This window comes from Paenibacillus sp. M2, from assembly GCF_046713495.1.
Classification (GTDB): domain Bacteria; phylum Bacillota; class Bacilli; order Paenibacillales; family Paenibacillaceae; genus Paenibacillus; species Paenibacillus amylolyticus_B.
Genome location: NZ_CP169648.1, coordinates 1,991,571 through 2,003,568, shown reverse-complemented (window position 1 = coordinate 2,003,568; position 11,998 = coordinate 1,991,571). Strand labels below are relative to the sequence as shown.

Below are 11,998 nucleotides of genomic sequence, written 5' to 3'. Positions count from 1 at the left end.
CTCGAGACTGAGATGGGAGGATATTAATGTAAAAAACTTCGCATATGTAAAACACCCCGGAGCTGGTGCTCCAGGGTGCTGAATCATCATTTGATTAATGAATCTTCAATTAATTTTTGTATTTTGATGCTTTGCCTTGACCTTGGCCAGTTTGGCCTGTGTTTTCTACACCGAACTCGGCATTGTATTTTTCATCAGGTGTTTGGAAATTATCTTGTACTTTGTTTTGAGCGGATTGCTTCACTTTTGCTGCTGCATTCTCTTCTCCAAACTCTGCATTGTACTTCTCGTTTGGCGTTTGGAACCCTTGTGATTTTTTAGCCACAACGAATCACCTCTCTCTTCATATTTACGATGCATTGCTGCACCGCGGGGTTCGTCCCCAGTCAGTATTATGTGGAGAGAGCACTTCAGTTATTCATTTGACCATGTGAAATTAAATGGCCTTGTCCAACCACGAATCCGGTACGGATTTGTACACGTCGATTGCATCGGCCAACTCGCTGAGCATCTTTTCTGTACACTTTCCAGCGCCTTGCCTGATCACCTGTACCTCCACATCCTTTTTGCCCCACTCTTTGTACACTTGCTTGGTTGTCGGGAAATACAGATCGATTTTATTGCCTTTGATCGCTGAACCCGTATCTGCAACAATTCCGTAACCATAGCCCGGAATGTACAGAATGGAACCCATCGGGAACAATTTTGGATCAGCTGCAATCGTGGAAACTGTTTCTTTATCACGACGTACTTTTACACCAGAATACGTAATTCCGTATTGAGGATGTTTTGGTCCTTTTCCTGTAGACTCTACACCTGCCGTATATCCCGTTGCTGTAACCTTTTGTGTACCCAGGATTTGTTCTGACCGCGGAGCAAGCACCGGCATAGACGGATCTGCCACTTGTTTCTCTGGAAGCTCAGGTCTTGGAATGACCATTGGTTGTGGTGACCACAATAAAGCCATATACCCCATGGTTGTCAGCTGGGCCTCATCGCTGTATTGATGGCTGACCTGTTCTGGAAATTTTTGATCAGACTTGTTGGAAGTTTCAATAATCGGGACTTCACTGCCGCTGCTCTGACTCTCGACATGCAGTACTGTACTTTCCTCTTCAAATGTATAGGCATCCGCCTGATTCAGGTTAATCATCATCCCGGCGAACATCGCACAGCTAACCAATAAACCCCGTATATGTTTCTTTTGAATTGAGAATTGCTTTTTCATTGTATAACCTCCCCCTCACTGCAAAGGTTTTCCAAAAAGCAATTAATCTATACTTTTTACTGCAAACACTACAAAAAAACGCCTGGATAACATAGGTCAATCCCATGTTATCCAGGCGTTATGCAGAGTGATCAGCACAATTTATGCACTGGTTATCTAATAGATCATTTGTTCATTTTATACCAAACGTGTTGCAATTTCTTCTTTCAGTTGAGCGATAATTTCATCGACCGGTTTCATGCCCAAATCGCCTTCTCCACGCTTACGTACGGATACTGCTTCTGCATTACGCTCATTCTCACCGACAACAAACATATAAGGCATTTTCTCAAGCTGCGCCTCACGGATTTTATATCCAAGCTTCTCATTCCGCAGATCGGCTTCAGCAGAGATTCCCGCACGTTTCAGCTTCGCTTCCACTTCACGCGCATAATCGTCGAAGTTTCCGGATACCGGGATCACTTTTGCCTGTACCGGAGACAACCACAATGGGAAAGCTCCTGCAAAGTTTTCCAGCAAGAATGCTGTGAAACGTTCCATTGTACTAATTACACCCCGGTGAATAACAACCGGACGATGTTTCTGTCCGTCATCTCCCACATATTCAAGTTCAAAGCGCTCAGGCAACAGGAAGTCCAGTTGAACTGTAGACAATGTCTCTTCTTTGCCCAGGGCTGTTTTGATCTGAACATCCAGTTTCGGACCGTAGAACGCCGCTTCACCTTCAGCTTCATAGAAAGGAAGGTCAAGTTCTTCCACAACTTCACGCAGCATGCGTTGGGACATCTCCCACATCTCGTCGTTCTGGAAGTATTTCTCGGTATCCTTCGGATCGCGATAGGACAGACGGAAACGGTATTCGTTAATACCGAAATCCTTGTACACGGTTTGAATCAACTCGATAACACGAGCGAACTCTTCTTTGATCTGATCCGGGCGTGCAAAAATGTGTGAGTCGTTCAGTGTCATTGCACGTACGCGGTGCAGACCTGTTAATGCCCCCGACATTTCATAACGGTGCATCATACCAAGCTCTGCAATACGGATTGGCAGATCACGGTAGCTGTGCATGCTGGACTTGTACACCATCATATGGTGAGGACAGTTCATTGGACGGAGAACGAGTTCCTCGTTATCCATAACCATTTTTGGGAACATATCTTCCTGGTAGTGCTCCCAGTGGCCAGATGTTTTGTACAATTCCACGTTACCCAGAACCGGTGTGTATACATGCTGGTATCCCAGGCTTTCTTCCAGATCCACAATATAACGCTCCAGAGTACGGCGCAGCTTCGCACCGTTAGGCAACCAGATTGGCAGGCCTTGACCGACCAGTTGGGAGAATGTGAACATTTCCAGCTCTTTACCTAACTTACGGTGATCCCTTTTGCGAGCTTCTTCGAGGAAGTGCAGATGCTCGTCCAGCTGTGCTTTTTTCACAAAAGCCGTACCATAGATACGTTGAAGCATTTTGTTTTTGCTATCTCCACGCCAGTAAGCACCCGCTACATTCATCAGTTTGAACACTTTGATTTTGCTAGTTGATGGTACGTGAGGACCACGACACAAGTCGAAGAATTCACCTTGCTCATAAATCGTAATCACGCTGTCCGCTGGCAAATCACGAATCAACTCAAGTTTGTAAGGATCGCCCACTTCTTCGAACGTTTTGATCGCGTCCTCGCGGCTAACTTCCTTACGTACAATTGGCAAGTTCTCATTCACAATACGTTCCATTTCCTTCTCGATCTTTTGCAGATCTTCAGGATTGAGCGCATGTTCGAGGTCCATATCATAGTAGAAACCATCTTCAATGACAGGGCCGATACCGAGGCGTACCTCTTTGTTACCATATAAACGTTTCACTGCTTGAGCCATCAAGTGAGCTGTACTATGACGCATCACTTCAAGTCCTTCTGGTGAATCCAGAGTTACGATCTCCACCAATGCTCCCTCATGAAGTGTTGTGGACAAGTCCACCACGATACCATCCAACTTGCCGGCTACGGCATTTTTGCGCAATCCGCTGCTAATTGAAGCGGCTACGTCCTCAATCGTGCTGCCATCCGCGTACTCACGTACCGAACCATCCGGTAATTTAATGTTCACTGCCATTTGTCTCATTCCTCCTGTTAATGTAACCTTCGTGTCCAGATATTTATGGACTGATTATCTATTGCTATTCCAGTCATTTTGCAAAGGAACGCAAAAAACACCCGTCCCGGCAAAGGGACGAGTGATATATACTCGTGGTTCCACCCTAATTCAGCTGATTCATCCATATTCGGAAATACAGCCCTCATTGGCATGACGATAACGGGCATGACCCGGCAGATCCTTACTCGCGGATAATCCCAATAAAGGCGATATTCTAACTCCACTTTCAAAATTGCAGCTACAAAGGGGTAAACCATACGTGATATCCGGAGGAAATTTCAGCCTTGGTTCCTCTCTCTGCACCGATCTTGCGTGTGGTTGTTGTCTTTGTCAACGCTTTTGGTTCAATGGTTCACATAAAAAATTCATGGATCAACAGTTATTATAATTGCCGAGATCACTTGCGTCAAGACCTGTCAACAATCCTGAGCGCAGCACTTCGCATTCCGGGCAATGATGACATATTTGCACTTTGTCTTCAAAGATCTGGCATATGGTCGAGATGATTGGCAGATCCGGGGTGCTTGTATGGAGCATGACCTTCTCAGGAGAGATGGAGATGAGTGTACTTACAATCATATCTTCGATATCCATCTCCAGTTCCAGCCCCGGCATTTCAACAACAACCTGTTCATCCTTTTGCACGGGTAACAGATTAAGTCCAGCATCCAGCACCTGAAATTCATGCATTCCCTTGTGTACAAGATGAACCAGAGGTACTTTGGCTTCTTGAAAAAACACAAAATATTTTAACAGTCCCATAAACTCTTCATACTGCCGATCCATCCAAAATTCATCCAGCGCATACTCCACTAACTCCTGAAGTTCCTGCTTATATGGCCGTATACGGAAATTGATAATGCCTTCAAGGTGAAAAAAGTGAACATCCTCCAGATCCTGCCGTAGTCCACTGGCTAACGTAGTACGGCGGCGCTCCCGAAGTCCGGGCTGATCCAGATCACCATTTAATAGAAGTGGCATGCAGATTCGATTGACCTTTTCCACTTCATGCTCATCCATGACAGAACACGCCTTGGCGATCATATCCTCCACCATGCTCCGTTCTTGTGTCTCCATAATGAAGTCGGCGAGTCCAAGGGAGAGCAGATCACTGATCCGGGGAAGCCATTGCTGGAAGTCTTCGTGATTCTCATTCCCTCTGCACACCCAGGTTGCTCTTCCATCATTATGTTTGAAGGTGAGCCGAAATCCTCTTTTACTTATATGTAAACCTTTGGTTTTTTCCTTGACACAACGATAAAATTGATCCGCTTCCTCTTGCCCCGATACATCGGTCCATACAGCAAACAGTTCCACAAGAATCACTCCTTTCCTTCCTGTTCAAAGTATATGGCAAGGCCGATGGGGATATACGAAGCGGATTGATGGAAAGCGTGTCATGATTTCTCAGTATATTATGAAGAGGTTTGGAGTTAAGACAAAAATGTGTTATTATTTTAATAACAGTATGTTTCACGGGAAAGGAGGGAAGCCAAAATGAGACAACAACCTAGAATACTCCACTACACTATCATTATCATTTTGTGCGTTTTCCAAGCCTTGTGCTTCCCTATTCCAATGCAGACCGAATCTGCCGTTGGGGTGTCTGTAGAAGCAACTTCCAACAAGGAAGTGCTGTTGCAAATACCCGAATCCCAGCAGAAATCTGTCATTCGCAAATACCCACAAGTCATGTCCAAGCTGATTGCGGTTACGCATAATAAGCCTGTCTTTCTTGTCCTCGCATTGTTATTGATGCTGCGAATCCCTACAACGGGTCTGTCCTTTAAACCGTGGTATTGTCTGTTTAAACGCAAATTATTTCTGCTACCTATTAAGTTTACCAGCATGTATGTATCCCTCACCCCTATAGCACCTAAGTACGTGAACGCTCTTCACTAGCCGTTGCGACGTATTTACAGGTTGCTTTTGCATGGAGACACCTCTGTATTTAAAGACGGTGTGCTTGTGCATAACTTATAACCCTTTTAGCACACGTTAGATAAACCCATGTTTATAACAGTACCTATTTTTGTTGTACCCACACCGACAAATTCAAATCATATGGCTGTGTCAGGAATTTCTGGCTCTGTTTACCCGCATCTTTTGATGTTCCCTTGAGCAGCAGATTAATCATTTTCGGGAAATAAGCCTGTCTTCTGTGGCCAGCCCCTAATTATAAGGAGGCAACAATCCATGGATGTACGCGAAACAGACTTGCCGGGAATCGGCAAAAAATTTCAGATTGAAACAAGCAGCGGTGATAAAATTGTCATTATTATTCACGATGACGGTCGCCGGGAAATGTACCACTTCGAGTATGATGATCCCGATCAAAGCATCTCGATGATCACACTTGACGATTACGAAGCACGACAGATTGCTGCTATTGTTGGCGGATTAACTTACAAACCAAAGCAGCTTGAAAATATTGAAGTAACGTTTGACGACCTGATTATCGAGTGGTACAAAATCGAACCCTCCTTCGGAAGTATCGGTAAATCCATCGGTGAATTGGACGTACGTCAAAACTCTGGGGCAACGGTTATCGCCGTTGTAGAGAAAAATCACAAAAAACATATCAGCCCAGGTCCGGAGGTAGTTATCAGTGCAGAATCCACGGTGGTAGCCGTTGGCGAACGCAATCAGCAGAAACTGTTTAAATCCCTCCTCCTGACTGGAAGGGGGTAAATAGATGGATCATTTGATATTCGAAGTAGGTCTGGCCCTTGTTCTCATTGCAGCAGCCGGCCTTTTATCGGCAAAACTAAGATTTTCGGTCGTTCCATTTTATATTCTGATCGGGATGGCCGTGGGGCCACATGCCATGAAAATCTGGCATCTGGACTTCCGTTTTATTGAGAGTCAGCCTTTTATTGAATTTATGGGTCGGATCGGTATCCTGTTCCTTCTCTTCTACCTTGGACTTGAATTCTCGGTAGGTCGTTTAATTAAATCGGGTCGCTCTATTGCAGTTGGCGGCTCGATCTACATCGGCATTAACTTTACGCTGGGATTAATATTCGGTTTTGTGTCCGGTTTCCCAGTTGCAGAAGCACTTATTATCGCAGGTATAACTACCATCTCTTCCAGTGCCATTGTGGCCAAGGTACTCGTTGATTTGAAACGAACGGCCAATCCGGAAACAGAGATGATATTGGGTATTATCATGTTCGAAGATGTATTCCTCGCTGTATATATCTCGATCTTGTCCGGACTTGTGCTTAGTGATTCATCCTCCATCGGAGGCGTCATCATGTCTGCACTTATTGCCCTCGGATTCATGCTTATCGTGATTATCCTTGGACGCAAAGCAACACCGCTACTAAACAAATTGCTTAAAATTCGCTCGAATGAGCTATTCTCTCTCGTTGTATTCGGAGCCTTGTTCCTGGTAGCTGGTTTCTCTGAAACTATTCATGTTGCCGAAGCGATTGGTGCATTACTGGTTGGTCTGGTGCTTGCTGAAACAGAACATGCAAAACGGATTGAGCACTTGATTCTACCGTTCCGTGACTTCTTCGGAGCAATCTTCTTCTTCAGCTTTGGATTGTCCATTGATCCGTTGTCCTTGGGTGGCGAAGCCGTATGGTTAGCTCTGATTGCAGTTGTTATTACATTGTTCGGTAACTTCCTGGCGGGTATGCTGGCCGGGCGCAGTGCAGGACTATCACCCAAAGCATCGGCCAATATCGGATTAACCATTGTGTCACGGGGTGAGTTTTCCATCATCTTGGCCAACATGGGTAAAGCCGGAGGACTGTTGCCAATGATTCAGCCATTTGCCGCGCTGTATGTCCTAATTCTGGCCATTCTGGGTCCTTTATTAACCAAAGAGTCCAAACATGTATTCCGTTTATTGGATAAAATATTCAAGTTCAAAGATCCTCGGAAAAAGAAAGAAGAACCTAAGGTTCTGCAGAAAGAAGGATAACTCCTATGTCTGTACAGAACAGACATACTAACGTACTTCGCGGCTCTACGCCGATCTTTCTGTGACTAACCCAGGGAGAATGGCTCGAAAGCCGCACTAAGGAGGATGACCTATGAAAGCACCTCTGATATCGGCTAATCCGGTGCCAAACACCGCCAAGACCAGGATATCGTCTACCCGCCGCTGGTTAAACCTGTTTCTCGTTATTGCGGGCGGAATTCTGGCCTCCGTGGGACTTGAATTGTTCTTACACCCCAATAAAATTATTATTGGAGGCATTACAGGCATTTCCTCACTCTTCGCCCACTGGACCGAAATGAGGATTGGTTTGTTCCTATTTTTATTCAATGTTCCGTTTATATTTCTGTCTTACAAGATTGTGCAGAAGAAATTTGTACTGGTTACTGTTCTGGGTCTGGTTGTCTTTTCGATCGGTGCCATTGTGCTTCATCCCATGCCGCCACTTGTAGAGCATCCGCTGGCTGCCGCCATGTTTGGCGGATTATGCCTCGGACTCGGAATTGGACTCGTCGTGCGGTATGGCGGGACACTGGATACGCTGGAAATCGGTGATCCGTCTTCCCGCCCACCTGAACGTGTATTTAGCGGAAAACGGATGCTTATCGAAAAAATAATCATGCTGCTTAACTTGCTGATACTGACAGCCGCTGGTGTTGTCTTTGGCTGGGACCAAGCGATGTATTCCGTAATCGCCTACCTTATTGCTTATGAAATGGTGTACATTGCGTTCAGGGGCTTCTCTTCCAAACGCAAAGTATGCATTTTGACCACACAAAGCTCTCAAGTTGAAAAAGCTGTACGCAAACGGCTGCGCCGTGAACCTGGAACGCTGAAAGCCACTTCTAAATCAACACAACTCGCGATGGCGGAAGGATGGATCAGGCAAATCCCGGGTGCACTTTATTATGAGGTACATGTGCTGGAGATGATCTGGTTGAAGTCCATTGTGCGTCACATTGATCCACATGCGGGTATTGTGACAAATCCGGAAAAATAAAAAAACGCTCTCTTACCCTATGGATGGTATTGTCCACCAAGGTCAGAGAGCGTTTTTCTGTTATCCGATTTACTTGTGATTATAGTTCAACGATGGCTTTGACTACATGTGAATCTGGCAATAGCCATTGGTCTATTGCAGTAGGTAACTCATCAAATTCCACGCGGTGTGTGATATATCCATCCATACTTAATTTCTTTTGACGCAAGGTTGACAGGACCTGTTCAAAATCTTCACGGGTTGCGTTTCGACTGCCCAGGATGCTCATCTCCCGCTTGTGAAACTCAGGATCATGAAAGGTAATATCCGCTTTCACCAGTCCAACAAAAATGAGTTGACCACTATGCGCAACATATTGAATGGACTCATTCATTGAATTCACGTTACCGGTTGCATCGAAGACAGCCGTAGCATAGTCACCTCCCGTGATTTCAGCCACTTGTTGTACAGAATGTTCATTAGCCTGAACCAAGTCATCCGCTCCAGCCCAAGTCCGGCTAAGCTCCAGCCTGTCCAGATTACGATCAACGGCAATAACACGTGCCCCCGCCTGTTTGGCAAATGCCATCACGCCAAGTCCAATGGGGCCAGCTCCAATCACAACCACATGCTCACCAGGCTTGATTCCTGCTCTTCTGACGGCATGGGCTCCAATGCTTAATGGTTCTACCATTGCCGTTTCATCCAGCGTCAAACCTTCTGCTGAGAGCAGATGTGAGACAGGCACACTGATTTTTTCTCTCATGCCTCCGTCTACGTGCACACCCATGACTTGCATGGACGCACAACAATTGGTTTTTCCACTGCGACATGCAATACAGTGCCCGCAGTGCAGATACGGAATAATACTTACCTGATCCCCAGGCTTTAATCCTGCCTCGTTCGGACCGATTTCTTCAATAACAGCCGCCAGTTCATGACCCAGAACACGAGGATAGGTAAAGAAAGGTTGGTTGCCTTTGTACGCATGCAGATCCGTTCCACAGATCCCAATCCGCCGAATGGCAACCAACGCCTCTCCTTCTGCTCGTTCCGGTTCAGGCAGGTCCTGGAGTTTCAATTGATCTATTTCTTCACATACAATGGCTCTCATCGTTGTTCCCCCTTGGATGCTTCTGCTGAAGTGTTGCTTGGCTTCGTATTATATTCAGGTCGTCCGCTTGACCACGTCTCGTTATGCAATGGGGCCAGAATGCGCAGCACTTCATCCAGCAAGCTCTGATCGATCGGTTCCTCTACCCAGGCTGCATTATTGAGGATATTGCGCTGGCTGGCACTGCTCACCAGTGTTGTTGGAATTCGTTCATTCGACGTAGAGAATTGCACGGCCAGCTTGGCAATGTCACTGCCTTGTTCTGCACAGAAGCGGGCAGCCTTAAGGCAGAGCTGTTTCACACGATCATCTGCCGGATGCCAGGCAGGAGCCCCTCGGGTACTCAACAAGCCCATAGAAAGAGGTGAAGCATTGACGAGGCCAATTTCTTTTTTTTCCAACAGGGGCAATAACGATAATAATGAGGTATCATTCAATGAATAATGACAATACGAGATGATCGCATCTGCATCGATCTGTGGCAGAACCTTCTCGAACAACGGTAAGGGTAATCCACAAATGCCCGCATGTCGTATAACTCCCTGCTCTTTCAGACGCAGCAACGTTGGAAAAGCTTCTTCGATAATAATCTCTGCTGGCACAAATTCAATATCGTGCAGGAACAGAATGTCGATATAGTCTGTATGCAGTCGACCCAGGCTCTCTTGCACACTATTCAGAATTCGCTGACGTGAGAAATCAAACTCATTTTCCCCATACCGTCCGGCTTTGGTTGATAACATATATGAACTACGCGGCAAGCTGCGGATGGCTTCACCCAACACTGTCTCCGCTTTTGTCAGCCCGTAGTAAGGCGAAACGTCTATGTAATTCATCCCCGCATCTACGGCCGCATGTACAGTGCGAATCCCTTCGTCCCGGTCAATGTCACGAAATACAGAACCGAGTGAGGATGCTCCAAAACTCAATACAGGTACGTCCAGTTCCGTCTTGCCAAGTATTCTTCTCTTCATCGGTTTAACCCCTTCCAGCGTGTCTGACTACACAAGTTCCCTTTCATTGTAACAGTTCAATTTCAATATAAAATATCGCCAATTGCGTAACATGTACTGTTTGATGACCTCGAACCGCAGAAAGAAATCAAAAAGCCCGCCGTCTCTCCAAACGGAGTAGTCAGCGGGCTTGGCTTCATAAATACTTATCTAACGATCAGCATTTATGGGAGTAGTATTCAAATAATCAGGATTAGTTCTGCATTACGAAATCTTCATGTACGGCATTCTCTTCATCGAACATACGCACGATGTCATATCGGGTATTACGTTGTGCCGGGATATAACCGGACTCCCGAATTAAACGCAGAATCGATTCGATGTTAACTTTGTAAGTTGCACCAGCAGCAGATACAACGTTCTCTTCAATCATCGTGCTACCGAAGTCATTACAGCCAAATTCAAGCGACTTCTTACCGATCTCAGGACCCATCGTTACCCAAGAGGATTGAATGTTCTTGATATTATCCAGCACCAGTCGGCTAATAGCTACAGTCTTCAAGTACTCTTCCGGAGTCTGACGCTCCAGCTTAAGGTTGGTATTGTCTGGCTGGAAAGTCCAAGGAATGAATGCCAAGAAACCTTCGGAGTCATACTTGTTCGCAATACATTCATCCTGAGCCTCACGTACACGGAGCAAGTGTAATGCACGCTCTTCCATCGATTCACCAAGTCCGATAACCATCGTTGCCGTGGTGTTCATACCGATGCGGTGTGCAGTTTGCATAACGTCCATCCAATCCCGCCATGAACCTTTCAAACGGCTGATCTTCCGACGTGTGCGGTCATCCAGAATTTCAGCGCCGCCGCCAGGCAAGGAATCCAGTCCAGCTTCGTGAATGGCACGAACAACTTCTTCCAATGTAAGGCCATCGGATACTTCAACCATTTTCATAATCTCCGCTGGAGAGAAAGAGTGCATCGTGATGTTTGGGAAACGCTCTTTGATGGCTTTCAACAGGTCTGTATAATAGCTGAAAGGCAAGTTTGGATTCGTTCCACCTTGCATCAAAATTTCGGTACCATTCACATCTTCCGTTTCCTGAATCTTCTGGAAAATCACTTCGTCCGGAAGCACATAACCTTCATCCGAACCAGGTCTGCGGTAGAAAGCACAAAAACGGCAGTACACATCACACACGTTTGTGTAGTTGACGTTACGCCCAATTACAAATGTTCTGTATGGTTCAGGGTGCATGCGTTTCATAATGACATTAGCAGCTGCCCCGATTTTGTCCACTTCATTGGATTCAAATAGCTGAATCGTGTCTTCCAAGTCCAAACGTTCGCCCCGAAGGGCTTTATCTAAGATACGGTCTACCGTACTCATCGTAAAAAAGCCTCCCTCATGAAGAGAAATTATATAACGATCCGTCCCAACTTGTTCAAGAGAAGCAAGTTCTGGTGGCAACATCGTATTTCTGTACTCCACATATCGTAACACAGGTTACATGTGAAAAAAAGCACCTTATGTACAGGTGCTTTAAAAATAAGTAAAAATTTTTACATATGGAAAAGAATTAGTTCGAGATTAAGTGATACGCATCGGCGTATT

General features: G+C 45.7%; 11 protein-coding genes. 4 read left to right on the top strand and 7 right to left on the bottom strand.

Features of this window, described 5'->3' with window-relative positions:
• Nucleotides 1-109: 109 nt before the first annotated feature.
• The 4 genes from ACETMN_RS09260 to ACETMN_RS09245 all read right to left on the bottom strand — a co-directional run bounded on the left by ACETMN_RS09260 (nt 110) and on the right by ACETMN_RS09245 (nt 4,702).
• Nucleotides 110-325, bottom strand: a complete 216-nt coding sequence (locus ACETMN_RS09260) for a hypothetical protein (protein ID WP_411736043.1) — start codon at nt 323-325, stop codon at nt 110-112.
• Nucleotides 326-436: 111 nt separating this feature from the next.
• Nucleotides 437-976, bottom strand: coding sequence for a 3D domain-containing protein (locus ACETMN_RS09255; RefSeq protein WP_411736407.1), 540 nt, complete (start codon nt 974-976; stop codon nt 437-439).
• Between the two features lie 429 nt (nt 977-1,405).
• On the bottom strand, nt 1,406-3,343 hold the full coding sequence (gene thrS / locus ACETMN_RS09250) for a threonine--tRNA ligase (protein ID WP_091014697.1): 1,938 nt from the start codon (nt 3,341-3,343) through the stop codon (nt 1,406-1,408).
• Nucleotides 3,344-3,757: 414 nt separating this feature from the next.
• The gene (locus ACETMN_RS09245) at nt 3,758-4,702 is read right to left on the bottom strand and encodes a putative sporulation protein YtxC (RefSeq protein ID WP_143786484.1); all 945 of its coding nucleotides are present in this window, start codon (nt 4,700-4,702) and stop codon (nt 3,758-3,760) included.
• 180 nt (nt 4,703-4,882) lie between these two features.
• Between ACETMN_RS09245 and ACETMN_RS09240 the strand changes: the two genes are divergently transcribed.
• The 4 genes from ACETMN_RS09240 to ACETMN_RS09225 all read left to right on the top strand — a co-directional run bounded on the left by ACETMN_RS09240 (nt 4,883) and on the right by ACETMN_RS09225 (nt 8,337).
• Nucleotides 4,883-5,287, top strand: a complete 405-nt coding sequence (locus tag ACETMN_RS09240) for a hypothetical protein (RefSeq protein WP_091014699.1) — start codon at nt 4,883-4,885, stop codon at nt 5,285-5,287.
• A gap of 294 nt (nt 5,288-5,581) precedes the next feature.
• Complete coding sequence (locus tag ACETMN_RS09235; RefSeq protein WP_036610059.1) at nt 5,582-6,076, top strand: cation:proton antiporter regulatory subunit; 495 nt, start codon at nt 5,582-5,584, stop codon at nt 6,074-6,076.
• A 4-nt stretch (nt 6,077-6,080) separates the two neighbouring features.
• On the top strand, nt 6,081-7,319 hold the full coding sequence (locus tag ACETMN_RS09230) for a cation:proton antiporter (RefSeq protein ID WP_091014701.1): 1,239 nt from the start codon (nt 6,081-6,083) through the stop codon (nt 7,317-7,319).
• A gap of 112 nt (nt 7,320-7,431) precedes the next feature.
• The gene (locus ACETMN_RS09225; RefSeq protein WP_411736042.1) at nt 7,432-8,337 is read left to right on the top strand and encodes a YitT family protein; all 906 of its coding nucleotides are present in this window, start codon (nt 7,432-7,434) and stop codon (nt 8,335-8,337) included.
• A gap of 79 nt (nt 8,338-8,416) precedes the next feature.
• On the opposite strand, the gene ACETMN_RS09220 is transcribed toward ACETMN_RS09225, so the two are convergent.
• From ACETMN_RS09220 to mqnC, 3 genes are all read right to left on the bottom strand, one after another.
• Nucleotides 8,417-9,430, bottom strand: coding sequence for a zinc-binding alcohol dehydrogenase family protein (locus ACETMN_RS09220; protein ID WP_411736041.1), 1,014 nt, complete (start codon nt 9,428-9,430; stop codon nt 8,417-8,419).
• Nucleotides 9,427-10,404: an aldo/keto reductase gene (locus ACETMN_RS09215; protein WP_411736040.1), complete on the bottom strand. Its 978-nt coding sequence runs from the start codon at nt 10,402-10,404 to the stop codon at nt 9,427-9,429. The genes ACETMN_RS09220 and ACETMN_RS09215 overlap by 4 nt, the downstream gene beginning before the upstream one ends.
• 232 nt (nt 10,405-10,636) lie before the next feature.
• Nucleotides 10,637-11,773 (bottom strand): cyclic dehypoxanthinyl futalosine synthase, encoded by a 1,137-nt coding sequence (gene mqnC, locus ACETMN_RS09210; RefSeq protein WP_074096829.1) that lies wholly within the window; start codon nt 11,771-11,773, stop codon nt 10,637-10,639.
• Nucleotides 11,774-11,998: the final 225 nt, after the last annotated feature.

Excerpts from the sequence above, each read along its gene's own strand:
- ACETMN_RS09255 (WP_411736407.1), bottom strand. The coding sequence starts at position 976 with ATGGGGTATATGGCTTTATTGTGGTCACCACAACCAATGGTCATTCCA.
- thrS (WP_091014697.1), bottom strand. The coding sequence starts at position 3,343 with ATGGCAGTGAACATTAAATTACCGGATGGTTCGGTACGTGAGTACGCG.
- ACETMN_RS09240 (WP_091014699.1), top strand. The coding sequence starts at position 4,883 with ATGAGACAACAACCTAGAATACTCCACTACACTATCATTATCATTTTG.
- ACETMN_RS09235 (WP_036610059.1), top strand. The coding sequence starts at position 5,582 with ATGGATGTACGCGAAACAGACTTGCCGGGAATCGGCAAAAAATTTCAG.
- ACETMN_RS09230 (WP_091014701.1), top strand. The coding sequence starts at position 6,081 with ATGGATCATTTGATATTCGAAGTAGGTCTGGCCCTTGTTCTCATTGCA.
- ACETMN_RS09225 (WP_411736042.1), top strand. The coding sequence starts at position 7,432 with ATGAAAGCACCTCTGATATCGGCTAATCCGGTGCCAAACACCGCCAAG.
- ACETMN_RS09220 (WP_411736041.1), bottom strand. The coding sequence starts at position 9,430 with ATGAGAGCCATTGTATGTGAAGAAATAGATCAATTGAAACTCCAGGAC.
- ACETMN_RS09215 (WP_411736040.1), bottom strand. The coding sequence starts at position 10,404 with ATGAAGAGAAGAATACTTGGCAAGACGGAACTGGACGTACCTGTATTG.
- mqnC (WP_074096829.1), bottom strand. The coding sequence starts at position 11,773 with ATGAGTACGGTAGACCGTATCTTAGATAAAGCCCTTCGGGGCGAACGT.